The 23,758-nt window shown below is 61.4% G+C and carries 18 protein-coding genes; 10 read left to right on the forward strand and 8 right to left on the reverse strand.

Annotated elements, in window-relative coordinates; all coding sequences use genetic code 11:
- Nucleotides 1-98: 98 nt before the first annotated feature.
- The 6 genes from M0808_RS03020 to M0808_RS03045 all read right to left on the reverse strand — a co-directional run bounded on the left by M0808_RS03020 (nucleotide 99) and on the right by M0808_RS03045 (nucleotide 5,581).
- Entirely contained in the window at nucleotides 99-362 is a 264-nt protein-coding gene (locus M0808_RS03020) for a hypothetical protein (RefSeq protein WP_103304375.1), read from the reverse strand.
- Between the two features lie 369 nt (nucleotides 363-731).
- Nucleotides 732-1,895 carry a gamma-butyrobetaine dioxygenase gene (locus tag M0808_RS03025; RefSeq protein ID WP_247839832.1) on the reverse strand — a complete coding sequence of 388 codons (1,164 nt, stop codon included), beginning with the start codon at nucleotides 1,893-1,895 and terminating at the stop codon, nucleotides 732-734.
- Nucleotides 1,896-1,918: 23 nt separating this feature from the next.
- Nucleotides 1,919-2,395 (reverse strand): thioesterase family protein, encoded by a 477-nt coding sequence (locus M0808_RS03030; protein ID WP_247839834.1) that lies wholly within the window; start codon nucleotides 2,393-2,395, stop codon nucleotides 1,919-1,921.
- Between the two features lie 127 nt (nucleotides 2,396-2,522).
- Nucleotides 2,523-3,488 (reverse strand): L-carnitine dehydrogenase, encoded by a 966-nt coding sequence (locus tag M0808_RS03035; RefSeq protein WP_007962634.1) that lies wholly within the window; start codon nucleotides 3,486-3,488, stop codon nucleotides 2,523-2,525.
- 142 nt (nucleotides 3,489-3,630) lie between these two features.
- Nucleotides 3,631-4,518, reverse strand: a complete 888-nt coding sequence (locus M0808_RS03040) for a 3-keto-5-aminohexanoate cleavage protein (RefSeq protein ID WP_247839835.1) — start codon at nucleotides 4,516-4,518, stop codon at nucleotides 3,631-3,633.
- A 118-nt stretch (nucleotides 4,519-4,636) separates the two neighbouring features.
- A complete protein-coding gene (locus M0808_RS03045) occupies nucleotides 4,637-5,581 on the reverse strand; it encodes a choline ABC transporter substrate-binding protein (RefSeq protein WP_134787514.1) in 945 nt (314 codons plus the stop codon).
- A 191-nt stretch (nucleotides 5,582-5,772) separates the two neighbouring features.
- On the opposite strand from M0808_RS03045, the gene M0808_RS03050 reads away from it, so the two are divergent.
- Nucleotides 5,773-6,717: a GlxA family transcriptional regulator gene (locus M0808_RS03050; RefSeq protein WP_095121415.1), complete on the forward strand. Its 945-nt coding sequence runs from the start codon at nucleotides 5,773-5,775 to the stop codon at nucleotides 6,715-6,717.
- Between the two features lie 139 nt (nucleotides 6,718-6,856).
- Here M0808_RS03050 and M0808_RS03055 read toward each other — a convergent pair whose 3' ends face one another.
- Nucleotides 6,857-7,273 (reverse strand): DUF3010 family protein, encoded by a 417-nt coding sequence (locus M0808_RS03055; protein ID WP_064589572.1) that lies wholly within the window; start codon nucleotides 7,271-7,273, stop codon nucleotides 6,857-6,859.
- A 48-nt stretch (nucleotides 7,274-7,321) separates the two neighbouring features.
- Complete coding sequence (locus tag M0808_RS03060; protein WP_027610649.1) at nucleotides 7,322-7,723, reverse strand: lysozyme inhibitor LprI family protein; 402 nt, start codon at nucleotides 7,721-7,723, stop codon at nucleotides 7,322-7,324.
- A gap of 234 nt (nucleotides 7,724-7,957) precedes the next feature.
- Here M0808_RS03060 and M0808_RS03065 point away from each other — a divergent pair, with 234 nt between their 5' ends.
- The 9 genes from M0808_RS03065 (at nucleotide 7,958) to M0808_RS03105 (ending at nucleotide 23,687) form a co-directional block, all read left to right on the forward strand.
- On the forward strand, nucleotides 7,958-8,935 hold the full coding sequence (locus tag M0808_RS03065) for a dipeptidase (protein ID WP_007962626.1): 978 nt from the start codon (nucleotides 7,958-7,960) through the stop codon (nucleotides 8,933-8,935).
- 106 nt (nucleotides 8,936-9,041) lie between these two features.
- Nucleotides 9,042-9,572, forward strand: coding sequence for a DUF5943 domain-containing protein (locus M0808_RS03070; protein ID WP_005792152.1), 531 nt, complete (start codon nucleotides 9,042-9,044; stop codon nucleotides 9,570-9,572).
- A 15-nt stretch (nucleotides 9,573-9,587) separates the two neighbouring features.
- Entirely contained in the window at nucleotides 9,588-11,648 is a 2,061-nt protein-coding gene (gene dgcA, locus M0808_RS03075) for a dimethylglycine demethylation protein DgcA (RefSeq protein ID WP_247839837.1), read from the forward strand.
- A 163-nt stretch (nucleotides 11,649-11,811) separates the two neighbouring features.
- Entirely contained in the window at nucleotides 11,812-13,761 is a 1,950-nt protein-coding gene (gene dgcB / locus M0808_RS03080) for a dimethylglycine demethylation protein DgcB (RefSeq protein WP_247839839.1), read from the forward strand.
- The gene (locus tag M0808_RS03085; protein WP_247839841.1) at nucleotides 13,761-14,981 is read left to right on the forward strand and encodes an electron transfer flavoprotein subunit alpha/FixB family protein; all 1,221 of its coding nucleotides are present in this window, start codon (nucleotides 13,761-13,763) and stop codon (nucleotides 14,979-14,981) included. The genes dgcB and M0808_RS03085 overlap by 1 nt, the downstream gene beginning before the upstream one ends.
- 10 nt (nucleotides 14,982-14,991) lie before the next feature.
- A complete protein-coding gene (locus M0808_RS03090) occupies nucleotides 14,992-15,762 on the forward strand; it encodes an electron transfer flavoprotein subunit beta (RefSeq protein WP_103368840.1) in 771 nt (256 codons plus the stop codon).
- A 1,125-nt stretch (nucleotides 15,763-16,887) separates the two neighbouring features.
- Nucleotides 16,888-20,340 carry a GMC oxidoreductase gene (locus tag M0808_RS03095; protein WP_247839843.1) on the forward strand — a complete coding sequence of 1,151 codons (3,453 nt, stop codon included), beginning with the start codon at nucleotides 16,888-16,890 and terminating at the stop codon, nucleotides 20,338-20,340.
- Nucleotides 20,341-20,548: 208 nt separating this feature from the next.
- The gene (locus M0808_RS03100) at nucleotides 20,549-22,417 is read left to right on the forward strand and encodes a hypothetical protein (RefSeq protein WP_247839845.1); all 1,869 of its coding nucleotides are present in this window, start codon (nucleotides 20,549-20,551) and stop codon (nucleotides 22,415-22,417) included.
- Between the two features lie 25 nt (nucleotides 22,418-22,442).
- Nucleotides 22,443-23,687 (forward strand): metallophosphoesterase, encoded by a 1,245-nt coding sequence (locus tag M0808_RS03105; protein ID WP_247839847.1) that lies wholly within the window; start codon nucleotides 22,443-22,445, stop codon nucleotides 23,685-23,687.
- Nucleotides 23,688-23,758 lie beyond the last annotated feature (71 nt).

Genomic DNA, 23,758 nt, shown 5'->3' on the forward strand with positions numbered 1-23,758 from the left:
TTAAACCTGCGAATGCGATTTATCTGGAATAGAGCATCTGCCGGTTTGGGGTCGCTTCGCGGCCCAGCGGGAGCAAGCTGCCTCGCCACAGTTGCTCGTCAGGCGCTGTGGGTCTGTTGGTATTGCGCCAACGCCGGCAACAACTGCTTGTCGATCGCCTGGCGCACCGCAGGCTGGATACTGGCGCCGCTGGTGTACATGTCCTTGACCATCTTGCGCAATTCAAACGCGCGAACATTGTCCAGACCACGCACCGCACACTCACAGGCCTGCTCGGCGGTCGAGCCGCTCGGCACCTGAAATCCCAATGCCTTGAGCTGGCCCAACAAGTCTTCCTGATCGATCAAATCGGCATACATCATGGCGCGCTTCCTTCTTCGGCAACGGAGGTCGTGACTCGATTCTGGTGGGCATGTGGAGGCACGGCAAGGGCGATTTGTCGCAGTGGCCGCGACGGCTATGAACAGGTCGTTTTCGGCTAACTCAGTGCCAAGGGGAGTCGGCACACTGACCTCAGCTCGCTACAGACGGTTTGGTCACCCTCGACTGGCAGCTCCTCAACAGTACCCTCTGCCCCGATCCTGTCACGGCTTGTATCGGGGCTTTTTTTGCCTGTGAATCCGGGAGCGGTGTGTGGTTGGCGCTGACGCCTTCGCGAGCAAGCCCGCTCCCACATTTGAAATGCATTCCAGTGCGGGAGCGGGCTTGCCCGCGAAGAACGATGACGCGGTTTACCTTTGCAACACCAGAATCCGCGACAACAACTCATCCCGATCGATGTAGCAGCCCTGGAAATGCCGCGCCCCGGTCGCTGGATCAAACGCATTGCGCGCGTGCAGCGTACGGCGGTTATCGAAGCACCACAGCTCCCCCGGATTGAGTCGCTGCATCAGCCGAAATCGTGGCTCACGGGTCATGGCGATCAAGCGCCGATAGGCGCGATACAGCAGCGGCATCTGCTCCACCGACGTATCGAACGCTCCGCGCAGAAAGTTCGCCATGCGCACCTCCGCGACCCGGCCCAACGCGTCCAGCGCAATGATCGGCGCCAGGCAACGATAGTCGCTGTGGCGGTCCTTGTTGCGAAACTCCACGGGGATTTCGCACAGCGCCTGGAACAGCTCCGGTGCTTCCTGACGCAAAGCATCGGCAATCGCAAAACCGTCGACAAAAATACTCTCGCCACCCTCGGCATCATTCACCAGGCAATGCAGAAATTGCAGCCCCGGTTGCAGCTCGCGAGTCGGCAAATCGGTATGCAATGGCAGGTTGAAAGCGGTGTAGGCGTTGCTGTCGGCATCGGCCTTGGACTGCACGTTGAACAGCACGCCGAAGTTGCTCTCGCGGATGAACGAAATGCGCTGCGCGATCAGCTTCAGCGAACCCGGCTCGGTGGGCACGCCGCGCACTTGGGTCAGGCCTATGTCGCGTACCGCGATCAACCATTGCAGCAGCGCGCCGTTGTCGTTCATCAGCGCTGAATATTCGAATACCGGTAGCTGCAAATCGCTGCGCCACAGGTAAGCCTTGGGTTTGGCCGCCAGACGTTCGGCGCGGGACTCGTCGTCATAGGCGTGCGCGCGCAGCCAGCCCGGATCGAAGCGACTGTGATGGCCGTCCTGCCAGTCGATCTGCAGACAGCCGTCGCTGTCGATGTGCGCGTTGGCGGGGACGAGATCCGGCGCAGCATCGACGATCTCGAATACCTGTTCGCGGGTGACGTTGTAGACGCACTGCTCGCACGGGCAGTTATCTCGCAACCAGACGTGATGGAACGGGCTGACGCGGCCGTCGGCCCAGGCAATCGACACGCGATCCGCCAGGTTCTGCACGCCGCTCAGCGCGCTGATCAACGGATAAGTACGGAAATCGGCAACAGCGGCAGCGGTGTGCATGGCGGCTCCTTGCGTGGGAGGGATTAACGGGCGGTTGGCAGAGCGATGACGCGGCCGATGTAAGCCGGGACGGGCAGATCGACTTGCTCGGCGGCGATGGCTTGCAGGCGGCTCAAGGTGTCCGGGGTGAACGGCGCGGAACGTGGGCCGGCGAGATCGACGTGCAACAGCATCTGCTCGTTACCGGCCAGTTCCTTGTCGTCGCCGGCCAGGTGCAGGCTGTGATAGAGGTGCAGGCGTTTGCTGTCGTGACCGATGATCTGCGTGCGCACCTCGACCTCGGCGTCGAGCTTCACTTCGTGCAGGTAATTCAGGTGCAGTTCAAGGGTAAACAGCGAGTGGCCGCTGGCTTCGCGGTTGTTGCTGTCCATGCCGAGACGGTCCATCAGCGCGTCGGTGGCGTAGCTGAAAATCAGCAGGTAGAAGGCGTCGCGCAGATGGCCGTTGTAGTCGACCCAGTCGGGGATGATGGTGGTTTGGTAGGTGGTGAGAGTGGGCATGATGTCAGATCCAACATTAATAGTGACTGGGCTGCCGTCTTCGCGAGCAAGCCCGCTCCCACATTGGAATGCGGTCACCTGTGGGAGCGGGCTTGCTCGCGAAGGGGCCGGAACTGCTGAGCAAGGATCACTCGCTGAAACTCATCCCGTGCTTTTCCTTGGTGGTCTTCACCGCCTCCAGCACCGCCAGCAGGCAGTCATCACGATAGCGCTCCAGCGCTGAAATGCTGTGGCGGCCAAGCTGATCGCTGGTGCCATCGACCACATCGTCGATCAGCTTGTCGGTCAGTTCCGGTGCCGGCAGATAAGTCCACGGCAACTGCAACGCGGGGCCGAACTGCGACATGAAGTGACGCATCCCCGCGTCACCGCCGGCCAGCGTATAGGTCAGGAACGTGCCCATGAACGACCAGCGCAGCCCGGCGCCAAAACGGATCGCGTCGTCGATCTCGCCAGTGGTCGCCACCCCGTCGTTGACCAGGTGCAGCGCCTCGCGCCACAGCGCTTCGAGCAGACGGTCAGCGATGAATCCCGGCACTTCCTTGCGCACATGCAGCGGGCGCATGCCGAGGGATTCGTAGACTTTCATCGCCGCTTGCACGGCCTCGGGCGCGGTGTTCTTGCCGCCGACCACTTCCACCAGCGGCAGCAGGTAGACCGGGTTGAACGGGTGACCGACCACGCAGCGTTCAGGGTGGGTCGAGCTCTCGTAGAACTCGCTCGGCAACAGGCCGGAAGTGCTCGATCCAATCAACGCATTGGGCTTGGCCGCTGCGCTGATTTTGCTGTGCAGATCGAGTTTCAGCTCGAGGCGTTCCGGGGCGCTTTCCTGAATGAAATCGGCATCGCGTACGCACTCCTCGATGGTCGCGACAAAACGCAGACGATCCTGCGAAGCACCGGGCGCCAGACCGTTTTTCTCCAGCGCGCCCCAGGCATTCGCCACGCGTTTGCGCAGCGCAGCTTCAGCGCCAGGCGCCGGGTCCCACGCCACCACGTCGAGGCCATGGGCGAGGGCACGCGCGACCCAGCCGCTGCCGATGACACCGCTGCCAAGGGCGGCGAAGGTTTTGATGTCGGTGATAAAGCTCATGGTGATTTCCTGAAAGAATTCGCAGAACCCTGTGGGAGCGGGCTTGCTCGCGAAGAGGCCGGTACATCCGACGCATCTTTATGGGCAGAGCCACCGCCTTCGCGAGCAAGCCCGCTCCCACAGGGGGGAAATGAGTGATGATTTAGCCGCGCTGGGACAGTCCCATTTTTTTGCGCCCCTCAGCCGGGGTCAGTACCCGGGCGCCGAGGCGGCTGAGGATCTCGCTGGCGCGTTCGACCAATTGGCCGTTGGTTGCCAGCACCCCCTTGTCCAGCCACAGGTTGTCTTCCAGGCCGACCCGCACGTTGCCGCCGAGCAGCACCGCTTGCGCGGCCATCGGCATCTGCATGCGGCCGATGCCGAACCCGGCCCACACCGCATCGGCGGGCAGGTTGTCGACCATGGCTTTCATGGTGGTGGTGTCGGCCGGCGCACCCCACGGGATGCCCAGGCACAGCTGGAACAGCGGGTTGTCGAGCAAGCCTTCCTTGATCATCTGTTTGGCGAACCACAGGTGGCCGGTGTCGAAAATTTCCAGTTCGGCCTTCACCCCCAGCTCGGTGATGCGCCTGGCGCCGGCGCGCAGTTGCGCCGGGGTCGAGACGTAAATGGTGTCGCCGTCGCCAAAGTTCAGCGTGCCGCAATCGAGGGTGCAGATTTCCGGCAGCAACTCTTCAACGTGGGCCAGACGGGTCAGCGGGCCGACCAGATCGGTGTTCGGGCCGAACTCCATCGGGTGCTCGCCAGCGCCGATTTCGAGGTCGCCGCCCATGCCGGCGGTGAGGTTGACGATGATGTCGACGTCGGCCTCACGGATGCGCTCCATCACTTCGCGGTACAGCGCCACGTCACGGCTGAACTTGCCGGTCTGCGGGTCGCGCACGTGGCAGTGGACGACGGTGGCGCCGGCCTTGGCCGCTTCCACCGCAGCCGCTGCAATCTGTTTCGGGGTGACCGGCACGTGGGGGCTCTTGGCGGTCGTGTCGCCAGCACCGGTAAGTGCGCAGGTGATGATGACGTCATGGTTCATGGTGCGGTTTCCTTCAGGCGTGATGGGTCTGTTCGCAGCCCTTTCTCGGGCTGCGAAGCGTCGGTCAGTCCCCTCTCCCTGGGGAGAGGGTTAGGGTGAGGGGCTTTTCAAACGGGGGTTATTTACTGGTCAGTTGCAGGTTTTCAGCGGCCGGTTTGCCGTCGAAGGTGGTCACACCTTCCAGCCAGCGCTGCTTGTCTTCGGGGTGATCCTTGAGCCATTGCTTGGCCGACTCGAAGGCGTCCTTGTGATCGAGCAGCGGTTGCATCATCCGGCTCTCGTCTTCGGCGGTGAACGTCAGGTTGCTCAGCAGGCGACCGACGTTCGGGCACTGTTCGGCGTATTTCGGCGCGGTGACAGTCCACACTGTGGCCATGCCTTCGTTCGGGCCGAGGGCGTCTTCGCTGCCAGTGAGGTAAGTCATCTTGACGTTGACGTTCATCGGGTGCGGCGCCCAGCCGAAGAACACCACGGCCTCCTTGCGGCGTACGGCGCGGTCAACGGCGGCGAGCATCCCGGCTTCGCTGGACTCGACCAGCTGGAATTTGCCGAGACCGAACTGGTTCTTGGTGATCATCGCCTTGATCTGCGTGTTGGCGCCCGAGCCCGGTTCGATGCCGTAGATCTTGCCGCCCAGTTCCTTCTCGAACTTGGCGATGTCGGCGAAAGTCTTCAGGCCCTTGTCGGCCAGATAAGTCGGCACGGCGAGGGTGGCGCGGGCGTCCTTCAGGCTTGGTGCCGGCAGGACTTTGACCTGGTTGGCATCGACGAACGGGGTGATGGTCTGGGTCATCAGCGGGTTCCAGTAACCGAGGAACAGGTCCAGACGCTGATCGCGGATCCCGGCGAAGATGATTTGCTGGGAGGCGCTGGTTTGTTTGGTGTTGTAGCCGAGGCCATCGAGCAGCACTTGGGTCATGGCACTGGTGGCGATCACGTCGGTCCAGTTGACGACGCCCATGCGCACGTTCTGGCACGAGGCGGGTTCGGCTGCCATGACGCTGGCGCTCAAGAAAGCGGTACCGCTGAGTGCAAGAACACAGCTGCTGATCAGTCGTTTCATGTCGGGTTCCTCGGCAGGTCGTTATTGTGAGTTCCGGCATCTGGCGTGCCGGTGATGCAAAGTTACGCAGCTGTAGGCCTTTGAAAGCGCACTGCGGCGACTGGCTCTTGCACTGTAGCGACCTGTGCGCTTGAACGCTGACGACAATCGGCGTATCAACGATCCACGCTACCCGCTAACCGAGTGCGCACATGTCCCAGGATTTCTACTTTCTGCTGATGCCGGGGTTTTCCGCCATCGGCTTTATCTCCGCGATCGAACCGCTGCGGGTAGCCAACCGTTTTCGTGGCGAGCTGTACCGCTGGCACGTGCTCAGCGCCGATGGCGGGGCAGTGCTGGCGAGCAATGGCATGTCGGTCAACGCCGACGCGGCGTTGGAGCCGCTGAAGAAAGGCGCGACGCTGTTAGTGGTGGCCGGATTCGAACCGTTGAAGTTCGCCACGCCTACCCTTGAGCACTGGCTGCGACGCCTGGACAACGAAGGCGTGACCCTTGGCGCTATCGACACCGGCAGCTTCGTCCTCGCTGAAGCCGGCCTGCTTGACGGCCATCGCCTGACCCTGCACTGGGAAGCCATCGATGCGTTCAAGGAATCTTATCCACAGCTCAGCGTGACTCAGGAACTGTTCGAGATCGACCGCCGGCGTATCACCTCGGCGGGTGGCACCGCCTCCATCGATTTGATGCTCGACCTGATCGCCCAGGCCCATGGCCCGCAACTGGCCATCCAGGTCAGCGAGCAGTTCGTGCTGGGACGGATTCGTCCGCGCAAGGACCACCAGCGCATGGAAGTCGCCACGCGCTACGGCATCAGCAACAAGAAGCTGGTGCAGGTGATTGGCGAGATGGAGCAACACAGCGAACCACCGCTGACCACGCTGCAACTGGCGGAATCGATCAAGGTGACACGGCGACAGCTGGAGCGCCTGTTTCGGCTGCATCTGAACGACACACCGAGCAATTTCTATCTGCGCCTGCGATTGGAAAAGGCCCGGCAGTTATTGCGCCAGACCGATATGAGCGTGCTCGAAGTCAGCATCGCCTGCGGGTTTGAATCGCCGTCGTATTTCACCCGCAGCTACCGCGCACGCTTCGCCCGCTGCCCCCGCGAAGACCGGCGTACCGCCCAAGCCTGAATGGATGCACACAAAACCAATGTGGGAGCGGGCTTGCTCGCGAATGCGGTGGATCAGTCAACTCATGTGTCGACTGACACTCCGCATTCGCGAGCAAGCCCGCTCCCACATTTTTGATCTTCAGTGTCTGAAGAAAAGGTTACTTCTTCACCAACGCCGAACACGCCGCTTTATAAGCCTCATGCTGATACTTGTTCAACGTCCCCGGCAGCTCGAAATTGTGCTTCTTGGCCTGCGCATTGATCGTCTGCGGCGACAACAGTGTCACCTCGCACCCATCCAGCAACTGAAACACACCCTCGATCTTGAACGTGGTCGGCCCACCGGCAAACTCACCCTTCTTGCTGCGCTTCTTGATCGCAATCCGGTCAATCGAATGCTCGCGCACAAACGAAGCGACCTGCGCCGCGAAGCGTTTGACGTTGGCCGCCTCGTCGTCATCGTCCAAGGCGATTTTCTTGGTGTTGAGCGCCACATGGCTCAGCGTTGCCCCGTCAAGGGAGGCCACGGCGATGATCGCTTCGCTGCCTTTGATTTCGATGCCGCAGATGTTCATGAGTGTCCCTTGATTGGCTATATGAGGTGCAGCTTACAGCGCAGCTCCTCACTCCTGCCCAATCGACTCCAAAAACTCCGACCGTTCGTCACTCATCCGCGCCACACAGTCATTCTGCGCAATCTTGAACGCTTTGCTGCCTTCGGTGGCCGGGAAGGCTTCCACGGCGCAATCGGCGTCGCGGGTTTTCAGCCATTGTTGCTGGGCGGTTTTCAGTTTGGCGGTGATGTCGGCCAGTTGCGCGGCGTTTTTGCCGTATGTGGCCTGCATGCGCTCGTTGAGGCTGGCGTAATTGTCCTTGAGCAGGTCTTCGGCGGTGCTGCGGCTGTAGGTCGAGCATTCCAGGGTCTGGACGTCGTTTTCCACCGCGTCGCACGGGTTGTTGTCGGTCTCTTCGGCGGCGTGTACGCCGGTCGCCATCAGTGCCAAAGCCAGGAAGATCGATTTCATGGTTGTCGCCGCTCTAATCCAGTGGTGTATCCAAGATGCGCCAGATTCTGGCTCAAGCTGGCGGGCTTGAACAGGTAGCTGATCGGGACGCCTGGCGACCCTTTGTCGCGGATTGACGCTTTCGGCAATTCCCCTGTCGTTTTTGCACCCGGTCGCCCCGGCACCGAGGCATATGCTGGCCCCAAAGCGCCGGCAGACGATTCGGCGCATGAATCGCCAATAAGGGGACGCCTGATGAGCCCAGCCGAATTACACGCCGACAGCATCGTTATCGACGGTCTGATCATTGCCAAATGGAACCGCGAGCTGTTCGAAGACATGCGCAAGGGCGGTCTGACGGCGGCCAACTGCACCGTGTCGGTGTGGGAAGGCTTTCAGGCGACCGTGAACAATATTGCCGCCAGCCAGAAGCTGATCCGCGAAAACAGTGACCTGGTGATGCCGGTGCGCACCACCGCCGACATCCGTCGCGCCAAGGAGCAGGGCAAGACCGGCATCCTCTTTGGCTTCCAGAATGCCCACGCGTTTGAAGACCAGATCGGCTATGTCGAGGTGTTCAAGCAGCTCGGCGTCGGCATCGTGCAGATGTGCTACAACACCCAGAACCTGGTCGGCACCGGTTGCTACGAGCGTGACGGCGGCCTGTCGGGCTTCGGTCGCGAAATCGTCGCCGAGATGAACCGCGTCGGCGTCATGTGCGACCTGTCCCACGTTGGCTCCAAGACGTCCGAAGAAGTCATCCTCGAATCGAAAAAACCGGTCTGCTATTCCCACTGCCTGCCGTCGGGTCTGAAAGAGCACCCACGCAACAAGTCCGATGCTGAACTGAAGTTCATTGCTGACCACGGCGGTTTTGTCGGCGTGACCATGTTCGCGCCGTTCCTCGCCAAGGGCATCGATTCAACCATCGACGATTACGCCGAAGCCATCGAATACACCATGAACATTGTCGGCGAAGACGCCATCGGCATCGGCACCGACTTCACCCAGGGTCACGGCCAGGACTTCTTCGAATACCTGACCCACGACAAGGGCTACGCCCGTCGTCTGACCAGCTTCGGCAAGATCATCAACCCGCTGGGCATCCGCACCGTCGGCGAGTTCCCGAACCTGACCGAAACCCTGCTCAAGCGCGGCCACTCCGAGCGCGTGGTGCGCAAGATCATGGGCGAGAACTGGGTCAACGTCCTCAAAGACGTCTGGGGCGAGTAACGCTTACTCAAGACCGCCGCCGATCTGCCCCCTCTCCCTCGGGGAGAGGGCTGGGGTGAGGGCTGCGGCCAACACTGAATCTAAATTTTTCTGGAGTTAAGTTTCCATGGCCAAGATCGCCCCGCAATTGCCAATCGAAGTCGACAGCGAGACCGGTGTCTGGACCTCCGACGCCCTGCCGATGCTCTATGTGCCACGGCATTTCTTCGTCAACAACCACATGGGTATCGAGGAAGTGCTGGGCGCCGACGCCTATGCCGAAATCCTCTACAAGGCTGGCTACAAGTCCGCCTGGCACTGGTGTGAAAAAGAAGCCGAATGCCACGGCCTGGAAGGCGTCGCGGTGTTCGAGCACTACATGAAGCGCCTGTCACAACGCGGCTGGGGCCTGTTCAAGATTCAGGACATCGACCTCGACAAAGGCACCGCCAGCGTCAAGCTCGAACACTCGGCGTTTGTCTATGTGTACGGCAAGGTCGGGCGCAAGGTCGACTACATGTTCACCGGCTGGTTTGCCGGGGCCATGGATCAGATTCTTGAGGCGCGCGGCAGCAAGATTCGTACGGTTGCCGAGCAAGTCTACGGTGGCTCCGAAGAAGGCCACGACGACGGCCTGTTCACCGTCAAGCCGTTGTAAGTCGAGGAACCCGCCATGGCTTTCGAAGCAATGTTCCAGCCGATCCAGATCGGCAAACTGACCATCCGCAACCGCGTGCTCAGCACCGCGCACGCTGAGGTCTACGCGACTGACGGTGGCATGACCACCGAGCGCTACGTCAAATACTACGAAGAGAAAGCCAAGGGCGGCATTGGCCTGGCGATCTGCGGCGGTTCGTCGGTGGTCGCCATCGACAGTCCGCAGCAATGGTGGAGTTCGGTCAACCTGTCCACCGACCGGATCATTCCGCACTTCCAGAACCTGGCCGACGCCATGCACAAGCACGGCGCCAAGATCATGATCCAGATTACCCACATGGGCCGTCGCTCACGTTGGGATGGCTTCCACTGGCCGACCCTGATGTCGCCGTCGGGTATCCGTGAACCGGTGCACCGTGCGACCTGCAAGACCATCGAGCCGGAAGAAATCTGGCGGGTGATCGGCAACTACGCCCAGGCGGCGCGGCGCGCCAAGGCCGGTGGCCTGGACGGCGTCGAGCTGTCGGCCGTGCACCAGCACATGATCGACCAGTTCTGGAGCCCGCGCGTCAACAAGCGTACCGACGAATGGGGTGGCAGCTTCGAAGGCCGGATGAAGTTTGGCCTGGAAGTACTGAAAGCCGTACGCGCCGAGGTCGGTGACGACTTCTGCGTGGGCATGCGTATCTGCGGTGACGAGTTCCACCCGGACGGTCTGTCCCACGAGGACATGAAGCAGATCGCCAAGTATTACGACGACACCGGCATGCTCGATTTCATCGGCGTGGTCGGCTCGGGTTGCGACACCCACAACACCCTGGCCAACGTGATTCCGAACATGAGCTATCCGCCGGAGCCGTTCCTGCACCTGGCGGCCGGGATCAAGGAAGTGGTCAAGGTGCCGGTGCTGCACGCGCAGAACATCAAGGACCCGAACCAGGCCACGCGCATCCTTGAAGGCGGTTACGTCGACATGGTCGGCATGACCCGCGCGCACATCGCCGACCCGCACCTGATCGCCAAGATCAAGATGGGCCAGATCGACCAGATCAAACAGTGCGTCGGCGCCAACTACTGCATCGACCGTCAGTATCAAGGTCTGGACGTGCTGTGTATCCAGAACGCCGCGACCTCCCGTGAATACATGGGCGTGCCGCACATCATCGAAAAGTCCACCGGGCCGAAACGCAAGGTTGTGATCGTCGGTGCCGGACCGGCCGGGATGGAAGCAGCACGCGTCTCAGCCGAGCGTGGCCACGACGTGACCCTGTTCGAGAAGAAAGAATTTATCGGCGGGCAGATCACTACCGCGTCGAAAGCGCCGCAACGTGACCAGATCGCCGGCATCACCCGCTGGTTCCAGCTGGAACTGGCGCGGCTGAAAGTCGACCTGCGTCTTGGCACTGCTGCAGATGCCGACACCATCATGGACTTGCGTCCGGACGTGGTGGTGCTGGCAGTCGGTGGGCATCCGTTCCTTGAGCAGAACGAACACTGGGGCGCCGCCGAAGGGTTGGTGGTCAGCAGCTGGGACGTGCTCGACGGCAAGGTTGCGCCGGGCAAGAACGTGCTGGTCTACGACACCATTTGCGAGTTTACCGGCATGTCGGTCGCCGACTTCCTCGCCGACAAGGGCAGCCAGGTCGAGATCGTCACCGACGACATCAAGCCGGGTGTGGCCATTGGCGGCACATCGTTCCCGACCTACTACCGCAGCATGTACCCGAAAGAAGTGATCATGACCGGCGACATGATGCTGGAAAAGGTCTACCGCGAAGGCGACAAGCTGGTGGCGGTGCTGGAGAACGAATACACCGGCGCCAAAGAGGAGCGGGTGGTCGATCAGGTGGTGGTGGAGAACGGCGTGCGTCCGGATGAGGAAATCTACTACGCGCTCAAAGAGGGTTCGCGCAACAAGGGTCAGATCGACGTCGAAGCGTTGTTCGCGATCCAGCCGCAGCCATCTTTGAGCACCACCGGTGACGGCTACTTGCTGTTCCGTATCGGCGACTGCGTGGCGCAGCGTAATACCCATGCTGCGATCTATGACGCGCTCAGACTGTGTAAAGACTTCTAAAGGCTTGCACACAACCCTGTGGGAGCGAGCTTGCTCGCGAAAGCGGTGGATCAGTCGACATCGATGTTGAATGTCAGTCCGCCTTCGCGAGCAAGCTCGCTCCCACAGTGACCGAGTAAGGCAACTCGACCTGCAAGACCCTGCGGTCTTTGGGAGCTTCACCATGTTGAACACCCTTCTTCCAATCCTGTTGTTCGCAGCTCTGGCCCTTGCGGTGCTGGGGGCGTTGCGGCGGGTGGCCATGTGGCGTCGGGGCCGGGCCTCGAAGGTCGATCTGATCGGCGGCCTGTTGGCCATGCCCAAGCGTTACATGGTCGACTTGCACCACGTGGTGGCGCGGGACAAATACATCGCCAACACTCACGTCGCCACGGCCGGTGGTGCGGTGGCGTCGATCGTGCTGGCGATTCTGGTGCACGGTTTCGGCCTGCATAACCGTATCCTCGGCTATGCGCTGCTGCTGATGACGGCGGTGATGTTCGTCGGTGCGCTCTTCGTTTACCGGCGCCGGCTCAACCCGCCGGCACGGTTGTCGAAAGGCCCGTGGATGCGCCTGCCGAAAAGCCTGCTGGCTTTCTCCGCCTCGTTCTTCCTGGTGACCCTGCCGGTGGCCGGGATCCTCCCGGAAAACTTCGGCGGCTGGCTGCTGGCGGCGATTCTCGGGCTCGGCGTTTTGTGGGGCGTGTCGGAGCTGTTCTTCGGCATGACTTGGGGCGGGCCGATGAAGCACGCCTTCGCCGGCGCCCTGCACCTGGCCTGGCACCGCCGCGCCGAGCGCTTTGGCGGCGGTCGTTCCACCGGTTTGAAACCGCTGGATCTGAATGATCCAAGCGCGCCGCTCGGTGTGGAAAAACCCAAGGATTTCACCTGGAACCAGTTGCTCGGTTTTGACGCCTGCGTGCAGTGCGGCAAGTGCGAAGCGGCGTGCCCGGCCTTCGCTGCGGGCCAGCCGCTGAACCCGAAAAAGCTGATTCAGGACATGGTCGTCGGCCTGGCTGGCGGCACTGACGCGAAGTTTGCCGGTAGCCCTTATCCGGGCAAGCCAATCGGTGAGCACAGCGGCAATCCGCATCAACCTATCGTCAATGGTCTGGTCGATGCCGAAACCCTGTGGTCGTGCACCACCTGCCGCGCCTGCGTCGAGGAATGCCCGATGATGATCGAGCACGTCGACGCCATCGTCGACATGCGCCGCCATCTGACGCTGGAAAAAGGCGCGACCCCGAACAAGGGTGCCGAGGTCCTGGAAAACCTGATCGCCACTGACAACCCCGGCGGTTTCGCTCCGGGCGGGCGGATGAACTGGGCGGCGGATCTGAACCTCACTCTGCTTAGCGAAAAGAAATCCACCGACGTGCTGTTCTGGGTCGGCGACGGTGCCTTCGACATGCGTAACCAGCGCACCTTGCGTGCGTTCGTCAAAGTGCTGAAAGCCGCGAAGGTCGACTTCGCCGTACTCGGCCTCGAAGAACGTGACAGCGGTGACGTGGCCCGGCGTTTAGGCGACGAAGCGACGTTCCAGCTGCTCGCCAAACGCAATATCCAGACCCTGGCCAAATACAGCTTCAACCGTATCGTCACCTGCGATCCGCATAGCTTCCATGTGCTGAAAAACGAGTACGGCGCGTTCGACGGCAACTACCTGGTGCAGCACCACAGCACCTACATGGCGGAAATCATCCAGGCCGGTGCGCTGAACCTCGGTCAGCACAAAGGCAACAGCGTGACCTACCACGACCCGTGCTACCTCGGTCGCTACAACGGCGAGTACGAGGCACCGCGCGAAGTGCTGCGCGCCCTCGGCATCGAGGTCAAAGAGATGCAACGTTCCGGCTTCCGTTCGCGCTGCTGCGGCGGCGGTGGCGGGGCGCCGATCACCGACATTCCCGGCAAGCAGCGGATCCCCGACATGCGCATGGATGACATCCGCGAGACCGGCGCCGAGCTGGTGGCGGTGGGTTGTCCACAGTGCACGGCGATGCTCGAAGGCGTGGTCGAACCGCGTCCGTTGATCAAGGACATCGCCGAACTGGTGGCCGACGCGCTGCTCGAAGACGCCGCGCCGAACAAGCCGACTGCACCGGCCAAACGTGAACCTGCGGAGGCCCACTGATGAGCGACATTATCCGCCGCGACCCGCGCGCCGAATGGATTGCGCGTAACCGTCTGCATCCGCTGCACGCGGCCATGCAACCAGCGCAACACAGCTGGATGGGCCCCAATGGTGTCATCCGCAAGAACCTGCACGGCATCGGATTCATCGGCCCCAACGGCATCAAGCGTATCGACCGCAGCGGCGCGCAACAGAGCGGGGCGGTCAAACGCTCGGCCACGGTTGAAGTGCAGTTGCCGCTGCATCAGGTGCCAGCCCCGGCGTTCTACATCAGCGTGGTGCCGGACATGGTCGGCGGCCGCCTGAGCAGCCACGACCGCGACTTGCTCGGCCTGGCTCATCAACTGGCCGGCAACGACGGCGCGGTGCTGGCGGTGGTGTTTGGCGAGCACAAAGAGAACGCCTTCGCCACGGCCGGCGTCGATCGCTTGCTGGTACTGGAGGGCGACCAATTCAGCGGTTATGCACCGGAGCAACGGGTGCAAGGCCTGCGGGCTGTGGATAACCAGTTCAATCCGCGCCACTGGCTTTTGCCGGACAGCCGCAGCGGTGGTGGTGAACTCGGTCGGCGTTTTGCCGCGGCACTGGGCGAACGCCCGGCGACGCGGGTCTGGCAAGTCAAGGATCAGGAATGCATCGGCCGCGCTGGCGCGGGCCTGCAAGACCTGGCGCGACCGGTCGCACGCTTGATTCTGGCCGCAGCCGAATGCGCGGAACCGGTCAGCGAAACCCGTCATGAGGCACTGCCGGTGGAGTTATCCACAACGGTGGCGCGCAGCCTGTCGCGGATCGAGGATCTTGGCGCGGTCGCGGTGGACCCGGCGGCGATTCCGATGGCCGAAGCCGAGTTCATTTTCTCCGGCGGCAACGGGGTCAAGGACTGGGCGCTGTTCCACCAGACCGCTGCGGCGCTCGGCGCCACCGAAGGCGCCTCGCGGGTCGCGGTGGACGATGGCTTCATGGCGCGTGATCGGCAGGTCGGCGCGTCCGGTACCTGGGTCACCGCACGGGTTTATGTGGCTGTGGGTATCTCCGGGGCGATCCAGCACCTGCAAGGCATCGGTGCCTGCGACAAGGTGGTGGCGATCAACCTCGACCCCGGTTGCGACATGATCAAACGCGCCGACCTGTCGGTGATTGGCGAGAGCGCGGAAATTCTTCAGGCGTTGATCGCGGCGGTAGCGGCTTACCGCAACGAAGCCAAGCGCGATGCGGCTTAAGGAACGGGTTATGAGCACAAAGATCATCAGTCTGGTTTCCATCGGTGCCCACCCGACGTCGGGCCGGCCACGCCGCGCCGAACAGGACGCCCGCGCCGTGGAACTGGGCCTGCAACTGGCTGGGGATAACCTGCAAGTGCTGCATGCCGGGGATGTCGCGGAACCGGCACTGCGCGCCTATCTGGGCATGGGCCTGGAACAGCTGCATGTGCTGGAGCAACCCGCTGGCGCCGACGCCTTGCCGGCGCTGACCGCGTATCTGCGCGAGGCCGGCGCCCAAGTGGTGCTGACCGGCAGTCAGGCGGAAACCGGCGAAGGCTCGGGCATGTTGCCGTTCTTGCTCGCCGAAGGGCTGGGCTGGCCGCTGGTGGTGGGGCTGGCGCAGGTCGAGTCGATCAATGATGGTTCGGCGCTGGTGCTGCAAGCCTTGCCCCGTGGGCAGCGGCGCCGGTTGAAGGTGAAGCTGCCGTTTCTGGCGACTGTGGATAACGCCGCGCCCAAACCTCGGCAGAGTGCCTACGGTCCGGCGCGACGCGGGGTGTTGAATGCCGAAGACGTGGAGGTGCTCGACGATGAACTGCTGGCCGTCTCCACACTGCAACCGGCCAAGCCACGGCCGAAACGTTTGAAGGTGATCAAGGCCAAGAGCGGTGCGGACCGCATGAAAGCTGCCACCGCTAAAGCCAGTGGCGGCGGTGGACAAGTGCTTAAAGGCGTCACCGCGCAGGCCGGCGCTGAAGCGATCCTCAAACTACTGATCGAAGAAGGGGTTGTTCGCTGAAAAGCCTGTCACCCTAGCCCTCTCCCGGAGGGAGAGGGGAGCGACCGAGTGGTATTGGCTAATTACATCGACCTGCGATTGCGCAGTGACCTTGGTCTGGCCAAGCCTGAGATCACAATGTTCGTTCAGGTCGGTGGAGTTTGAACAGGCGATGCGGTCGGCTCCCTCTCCCTTTGGGAGAGGGCTGGGGTGAGGGTTAGTGTTTACCCACAATCCCTGTTGGCGGATCTGTGGATAACGTGTTTGCCTTTGCCCGCACCCCACGCCAATCAAGCCCTCCAAGCCCCAGCTCAAAAAACAACCAGCCTAAGTCACGGTTTTACCGGGCTTTTTCTCCTGAATAAATTCAAGAGTTGCCCCCAATCTCTGTTGGCGCTTCTGTGGACAAGATGTTCGCTGTTCGCTGCAAGGTATATAAACCGTGGCTTGCAGGGATTTGATCAATAAATGATCGATGAAGCGTTTCAGGCTGATAATCCCTGCGCTACGCCCGATTTCCCACAGTCCTCAGCACTTTTCCACAGCAGCCACAAAGTTACCCCCGAACTCTGTTGGTGCTTCTGTGGATAACGTGTTCGCCATCCTCTACAAGCCATGAAAACCGTGGCTTACAAAGACCTGATCAAAAAATAGCCAATGTGTCTGGCAAACCATCATTTTGGATAAGTCACGATTTTTCTTCACAAATCAGCGAGTTATTTTTCCAGTCATCCACAGTTACCCCCAATTGCTGTGGGCGGTTATGTGGATAACTTGTTTGCCAAACCCTGCAAGGCCCGCCCGGTATAGTCCAAACCGCAATTGGTCAGATTTCATACAGTTCTAAACCGTTGCCTTGACTTCGATTCCTGCGCTGTCTTCACTGCAATGGCACAAGGACAGCCGTCACTTATCCACATCAGGTTCTGGGAGAACGCATGATGGATAGCCGCCCACACCGCCATCCCCCCTCGCCACGCAAGCGCACGTTACGTCGTGCGGCCAATCAACGCGCTCGTCTGTAGCGACCTCCTGCTTTAACCGCTGTGCTGTCGCCGGGCTCGACCCGGAGGCCAGGTGCCCGTTCGCCCATTGATTGCAGGCAACCGCAGAGTTGCCCCATCTGCCTGAGAGAGGAACACCCTCATGACACGCATCGCAACGCCCATCAGCGAGATCAAGGAACACTACGACGTGATCGTCATCGGCTCCGGTTATGGCGGCGGCATTGCTGCGTCGCGCCTGTCCCGGGCCGGCAAGCAGGTGTGCCTGCTCGAACGCGGGCGGGAAATCCAGCCCGGTGAATACCCCAACACCATGATCGCCGCGACCGAAGAGTTGCAGGTGCATGACCCGGACGGCCACATCGGCTCGCGCACCGGGCTGTTCGATCTGCACGTCAACGCCCAGCAGAACGTGGTGGTCGGCTGCGGCCTCGGCGGTACATCGCTGATCAATGCCAACGTTGCCCTGGAGCCGGAACCCGGGGTCTTCGAGGATCCACGCTGGCCGCAAGCGGTACGCGATCATCGCGATACGCTGCTCAAGGACGGTTACGCCCGCGCCCGGGAAATGCTCAAGCCTAATCCGTACCCGAACAACGCGCCGAACCTGCCCAAGCTCGACGCCAACAAAAAGTCTGCGGACTACCTCAAGCAAGGCGCGCATTTCTACAAGCCACCGATCAACGTGACCTTCGACAAACTGCCGAACAACCTCAACCACGTCGGCGTCGAGCAACTGCCGTGCAACCAGTGCGGCGACTGCGTCTCGGGCTGTAACAACAAGGCCAAGAACACCACGCTGATGAACTATCTGCCGGATGCCTGGAACCATGGCGCGGAGATTTTCTGCCAGGCTGAGGTGCGGCATCTGGAGCGCGACGGCGATGGCTGGATCGTGCACTTCCAGTACCTCGACAGCGGTCGCGAGAAGTTCGACGCGCCGACGCTGTTCGTGAAGGCCGATATCGTCGTGGTCTCCGCCGGCACCCTCGGCTCTACCGAAATTCTGCTGCGTTCGCGGGAAAAGGGTCTGGTGATGTCCGGTCAGCTCGGCGAGAACATGAGCGGCAACGGTGACATTCTCGGCTTCGGCCACAACTGCGAGCAGACCATCAACGGCATCGGTTTCGGTGCGCATTCGGCCAAGGAGCTGCACCCGGTCGGCCCGTGCATCACCTCGATCATCGACATGCGCACCGAAGGTGACTGGCGCAGCCGCATGGTCATCGAGGAAGGCTCGATCCCCGGCGCCCTCGGCCGGCCGATGGTGCCGGCGATGGCCGGGTTCGCCGAAATGATCGGCGTGGCCACCGACGACAGTTTCAGCGGCAAGCTCGGCTACAAGGAGCGCGAGGCCGAGAGTTTCCTGCGCGGGCCGTATTACGGCGCGCTGCACAATATGCAGACCTACCTGATCATGAGCCACGACAGCGGTCAGGGCCGGATGATTCTCGACAACAAGGACCAGTTGCGCATCGACTGGCCGGGTGTCGGCGAGCAGGAGAACTTCAAACTCGGCAATGAGCGTCTGTACCAGAGCACCAAGGCGTTGGGCGGGGTCTGGGTCGAGAATCCGATCTGGACAAGGCTGCTCAAGCACAGCATCGTCTCGGTGCATCCGTTGGGCGGTTGCGTGATGGGCGAAGACGCGGCGCAAGGCGTGGTCAATCACAAGGGCCAGGTGTTCAGCGGCGCCAACGGCACTGATGTCTACGCCAGCCTCTACGTGACCGATGGCGCGGTGATCCCGACCTCGCTGGCGGTCAATCCGCTGCTGACCATCTCCGCTGTGAGCGAGCGCAACATGGGCCTGCTCGCCGCTGACCGTGGTTGGCAGATCGACTACACGCTGCCGTCGGCTCCGCGCAAACAGGTGGCACCACCGACTCTCGGCGTGCAGTTCACCGAAACCATGAAAGGCTATTTCTCCCGCGCCTTCACCGCCGCGCAAAGCACCGATCTGAAAGTCTACGAAGCGGCGGCCAAACGCGGTGAGGCAGATAATTCGCCGATCGACTTTACCCTGACCATCACCGCCAACGACCTCAACCGGATGATCAAGGAACCGGAGCACGCCGCGACCATTGTCGGTACGGTCAATGCCCCGGCGCTGTCGCCGCAACCGCTGACCGCCAGCAACGGCGTGTTCAACCTGTTCGAACAATTCGAGCAGCAGGTCGACACACGGCACATGAAATACGACATGAAACTGACCGCCGAGGACGGCAGCGATTACTTCTTCAGTGCCTTCAAAACCGTGCCGGAAGACAACGGTGTGCTGAATATCTGGCACGACACCAGCACCCTGTACGTGACGCTGTATCGCGGACCGGATAAGTCGGGCGAGGTGATCGGCTCCGGGGTGATGCACATTCATCCGACCGATTTCGCCAAGCAGATGACCACCATGAAAGTGCTCAACGCGCGTAACGAGCGCGAGCGCATCGAAGGCCTGGCGCGCTTCGGCAAGTTCTTCGCCGGGATTCTCTGGGAGAGTTACGGCGGGGTCTTCGCTGGCGATATCTACTTCAACCCCGACGCGCCGCCACGGCTGAAACGGCCACTGGATGCGCCGATCCCGGCGGTGCATTTCTTCCCCACCGAGGACGGCGTCGAGCTGCGCCTGACCCGTTATCAGGCCGGTAGCAAAGGCCCGGTGATGCTGGTGCATGGCCTGGGCGTCGGTTCGAATATCTTTTCCACCGACACCATCCAGACCAACCTGCTGGAGTACCTGTGCAAGCACGACTATGACGTGTGGCTGCTGGATTTTCGCGTGAGCATTCTGCTGCCGGCGAGCAAGAAAGAGTGGAATGGCGACCAGATCGCCCAGTACGACTTCAAGGCTGCCATTGCGCAGATTCAGCAGGAGACCCAGGCCAAGGACGTGCAATGCGTGGTGCATTGTTACGGCGCGACCACGTTCTTCATGTCGTTGCTGGCAGGGCTGCAGGGTGTGCGCTCGGTGGTCTGCTCGCAGATTGCCGCTGACACCGTGGTCGCTACGGCTACCGGGTTGAAGGCCGGTCTGCACTTGCCGGGCATGCTCGATGCAATCGGTATCAAATCGATGACGGCTTACGCTGACAGCAAGGAGAACTGGTTCAACCGCCTCTACGACAAGGCCCTCAACGGTTACGCGCGGATCGAGGCGCAGGGTTATTGCACCAACCCGGTGTGCCACCGCATCACTTTCATGTACGCCTCGCTGTATCGCCACGACACCCTCAACGAAACCCTGCACGACAACCTGCACGAGCTGTTCGGCGAGTCGAACATCGAGACCTTCGAGCACCTGGCGCTGATCGTGCGCAAAGGGCATCTGGTGGATTTCAAAGGCAACGATGTGTACATGCCGCACTTCCAGCGGCTGACGATGCCGATCTGCTTTATCAGCGGCGCGGAGAACCAGTGCTATCTGCCGGAAAGCACGCTCAAGACCTACCAGCGAGTCTGCGAAGCCCACGGGCCGGAGCGCTACAGCCGGCATGTGGTGCCGGGCTACGGCCACATCGACTGCATGTTCGGCAAGAACGCGGTGGTGGATGTGTATCCGCTCATTCTTGAGCACCTGGAGAAAACGGCCCTCGGCTGAGATCGATTACTGATTTCTGTGTTGAGGAGATTCTCTGTGGCGAGGGGATTTATCCCCGATCGGCTGCGCAGCAGTCGTAAAACCTGAGTGCGCGATCATCCTGACAGACCGCGCCGGCAGGGTTTGGGGCCGCTTCGCGACCCATCGGGGATAAATCCCCTCACCACAGGGGACATCGCTGGTTGGTGGTCAGAAGGAAATGGATGATATGGACAGCTACATCCGCTGGTTTCAACGCTTCATCTGGATCGGCATTGCGATGAACATGGTGTTCGCGATCCCGGCGCTGTTCGCGCCGGGGTTGCTGACATCGGTGGTCGGTCTGCCGCCGCAACTCTCCGACCCGTGGCTGGAGAACGCCGGGATGCTGCTGGTGGGCATCAGCGTGTTTTACATGCCGTCGGGCTTCAATGCGCCGCGCTATGTGGTGCATTCCTGGCTGTGCGTGCTGACGCGGCTGATCGCCGTAGTGTTCTGGATTTACTTGATCAATACGAGCATTCAAGGCTCGGTGTTCGTGCCGATGCTGATGGGCGATCTGAGCTTCTTTCTGATCCTCGGCATTCTGCTGTACCTCGGCACCACGCCCGAGCACCGGCCATGGGCATTGCTCTGCGATGGCTGGCGCGAGTGGCGCGCGGCCTGGGCGCGGCAATGGCAGAGTCACGCCTTCAAGGTCGGCACGCTGGTAGTTGTCGCGGTCTTGGGTTTCATCGGTTACGAAACCTGGTACCAGATGCTGCGGGTGGTGGCGGAGCAGGAATACGCCTCCGACGAGGACCACTACAAATACGCCGCCATCGGCCTGGGCATCGAAGCGCGGATCCCGTATTACCTGTTCGCCGTGCTGCCGCAGATGTGCCCGGAAAAACTGCCCAAACCCGGCGGCTGGGAAGTCTTCGGCTTTCTCTATGAGAACGGCAAGGACCTGCCGATCGGCATGGCCAAGCGGCAGATCGGTTACCCGACCGTGGAACCGAACTGCGCGCTGTGTCACACCGGCTCCTACCGGGCCAATGCCAGCGACGTTGCGGTCAACGTGCCGAGCGCGCCGGCCAACACCCTGCAACTGCAGGCCTTCCAGTGGTTCGCCTACGATTGCGCCAGCGACCCGAAATTCACCACCGACGCGGTGATGGCGGCGATCAACGGCAAATTCCAGCTGGGCTTTTTCGAGAAGCTCTATAACCGCTACCTGATCATCCCGATGGCGAAAAGCGCCTTGCTCAAGCAGAAGCAGGCCTACGCCTGGCAGAAGCTGCGGCCGCAACAGGGCCCGGGCCGCACCGACACCTTCAACCCGACGAAAATGGTGGTGTTCGGCTTCCCGGATGACTCGACCATCGGCACCGTCGATCTGCCGCAAGTGTGGAACCAGAAGCCGCGGGAATCGATGTACCTGCACTGGGACGGCAATAACAACAAGATCCACGAACGCAACTACGCCGCCGCGATGGCCGTGGGCGCGACGCCCGAATCGGTGCTGCCGCCGAGCTTCAACCGAGTGACCAACTGGCTGCTCGGGCACAAGGCGCCGGCATGGCCGTGGGCGCTGGATCAGGCGAAAGTCGCGCAAGGCAAGCCGATCTGGGATGCAAATTGCGCCGCGTGCCACGACTTCGGGCGCGCCGATACCGGGCAGGTCACCACCAACATCGATCAACTGGGCACCGATCCACATCGGCTCGACTCGTTCACCACCGGTCTGGTGACGGCGTTCCACACCTTCAAGAAACCGCCGTTCGACTTCGGCGCGTATCGCAAGACCCAGAGCTACAGCAACACGCCGACTGACGGTATCTGGCTGCGCGCGCCTTACCTGCACAACGGTTCGGTGCCGACCCTGTGGGATCTGCTGCAACCGCCGGAAAAGCGTCCGGTGGTGTTCATCACCGGCTCCGACGTCTACGACCCGGTCAACGTCGGTTTCGTCACCACGGGCGCTCAGGCCAAAGCCTCGGCGGATTTCAAATACGACACGCGGCTGGAGGGCAACCACAACACCGGTCACTTGTATGGCACGCAGCTTTCGGACACCGACAAGCGTGCGCTGATCGAATTCATGAAAACCCTGTGAGCCCTTACGGATAGAGGATTACGCCATGTCAGCGGTCGGTCATCTGAAACACGAGTACGACAAGGTCAAAGTGCGCATTCACGGCTTGTTCACGCGCATGGAAATGGCCTGGATGAAGCTCATCAGCGAACTTGAACCGAAGGAGTTCGAGGCCATTATCAAGTTGCTGCAGCGTGGTCACGATCAGGCGCAGTACGTGCTGAAAAACGGCGAGTTGCCGGACGACGAGCCGAGCGTCCCCTGGGAGTTGTCCCACGGGTTGTCGATCCTGCGTATCGGCAATGCCACACCGTTGCCGCAATCGCCCGATCAACTGGCAACCCGGGTGTTGCAGGACGGCAGCCTGCTCGGCTGTCGCAAGTGGGAATTGCTCGACCTGCTGTGGAGCGAAGCGCTGCTCAAGTGGATTGAAAACCTGCGCCATCACGCGACCTTCGGCACTGATCCGGCGGTGGTGCAGATGGAGCGTGACGTGACCCTGGCGATTGCCGGCGACTGGGGCACCGGCCCCTTCGACAGTCATGCGCCGGCGGTTTCAGTCGCCAACCAGATGCAACTGGCGCAAGCGGATTTCACCATCCATCTGGGCGACGTCTACTACGCCGGCAGCCATTCGCAGGAAGACGTCGACATGGCCGGTTGGCCGATGGGCAGCCACGGCTCGTTCACCCTCAACTCCAACCACGAGATGTACAGCGGCGCCCACGGCTATTTCAAGGAACTGGCCAAGCGCTTTCCGGGGCAGCAGGGCACCAGTTATTTCGCCTTGATCAACGACGACTGGCTAGTGGTCGGGCTGGATTCGGCGTATGCCTCGGACGCGATGAACCTGTACATGGACGGCACACTCAACGAGCCGCAGATCACTTGGATGAAAGCCTTGCCCAAGCGCAAAAAGATCATGGTGCTCAGCCATCACCAGGGCTTCGATATTTCCGGGCATCACCAGACCGCGCTGTATCAACCGGTGTGCGATGCCCTGGGGCGCGAGCCGGACTATTGGTACTGGGGGCATCTGCACAACGGCATCGTCTACGCGCAACAGGGCAGCCTGCATGCGCGTTGCGCCGGGCACGGGGCGATTCCCTATGGCAATGCCAGCGAGCTGAACGGGCATTCGCGGGTGTTGTGGTCGGAGACGCAGGATGCCAACGACCCGGCGTATCCGCTGCGGGTGTTGAACGGGTACGCGAAAATCAGGCTGGTGGGGGAGGATATTTTTGAGGAGTTTATCGGGGAGGATGGCAGTGTGAGGTGGTCATCGAAGTGAGGCGGTGACTGGGCCGGCCTCTTCGCGAGCAGGCTCCCACAGTGGTCGGCGGTGATAACAGAATTTGTGTA

Origin of the sequence: Pseudomonas sp. MWU12-3103b, assembly GCF_023100615.1 — a bacterium.
GTDB classification, from domain to species: domain Bacteria; phylum Pseudomonadota; class Gammaproteobacteria; order Pseudomonadales; family Pseudomonadaceae; genus Aquipseudomonas; species Aquipseudomonas putida_A.

Coding starts and splice junctions, on each gene's coding strand:
- M0808_RS03020 (WP_103304375.1), bottom strand. CDS start 362: ATGATGTATGCCGATTTGATCGATCAGGAAGACTTGTTGGGCCAGCTC.
- M0808_RS03090 (WP_103368840.1), top strand. CDS start 14,992: ATGAGCACAAAGATCATCAGTCTGGTTTCCATCGGTGCCCACCCGACG.
- M0808_RS03070 (WP_005792152.1), top strand. CDS start 9,042: ATGGCCAAGATCGCCCCGCAATTGCCAATCGAAGTCGACAGCGAGACC.
- M0808_RS03040 (WP_247839835.1), bottom strand. CDS start 4,518: ATGAACCATGACGTCATCATCACCTGCGCACTTACCGGTGCTGGCGAC.
- dgcB (WP_247839839.1), top strand. CDS start 11,812: ATGTTGAACACCCTTCTTCCAATCCTGTTGTTCGCAGCTCTGGCCCTT.
- M0808_RS03045 (WP_134787514.1), bottom strand. CDS start 5,581: ATGAAACGACTGATCAGCAGCTGTGTTCTTGCACTCAGCGGTACCGCT.
- M0808_RS03035 (WP_007962634.1), bottom strand. CDS start 3,488: ATGAGCTTTATCACCGACATCAAAACCTTCGCCGCCCTTGGCAGCGGT.
- M0808_RS03050 (WP_095121415.1), top strand. CDS start 5,773: ATGTCCCAGGATTTCTACTTTCTGCTGATGCCGGGGTTTTCCGCCATC.
- dgcA (WP_247839837.1), top strand. CDS start 9,588: ATGGCTTTCGAAGCAATGTTCCAGCCGATCCAGATCGGCAAACTGACC.
- M0808_RS03055 (WP_064589572.1), bottom strand. CDS start 7,273: ATGAACATCTGCGGCATCGAAATCAAAGGCAGCGAAGCGATCATCGCC.
- M0808_RS03100 (WP_247839845.1), top strand. CDS start 20,549: ATGGACAGCTACATCCGCTGGTTTCAACGCTTCATCTGGATCGGCATT.
- M0808_RS03030 (WP_247839834.1), bottom strand. CDS start 2,395: ATGCCCACTCTCACCACCTACCAAACCACCATCATCCCCGACTGGGTC.
- M0808_RS03060 (WP_027610649.1), bottom strand. CDS start 7,723: ATGAAATCGATCTTCCTGGCTTTGGCACTGATGGCGACCGGCGTACAC.
- M0808_RS03065 (WP_007962626.1), top strand. CDS start 7,958: ATGAGCCCAGCCGAATTACACGCCGACAGCATCGTTATCGACGGTCTG.
- M0808_RS03095 (WP_247839843.1), top strand. CDS start 16,888: ATGACACGCATCGCAACGCCCATCAGCGAGATCAAGGAACACTACGAC.
- M0808_RS03025 (WP_247839832.1), bottom strand. CDS start 1,895: ATGCACACCGCTGCCGCTGTTGCCGATTTCCGTACTTATCCGTTGATC.
- M0808_RS03105 (WP_247839847.1), top strand. CDS start 22,443: ATGTCAGCGGTCGGTCATCTGAAACACGAGTACGACAAGGTCAAAGTG.
- M0808_RS03085 (WP_247839841.1), top strand. CDS start 13,761: ATGAGCGACATTATCCGCCGCGACCCGCGCGCCGAATGGATTGCGCGT.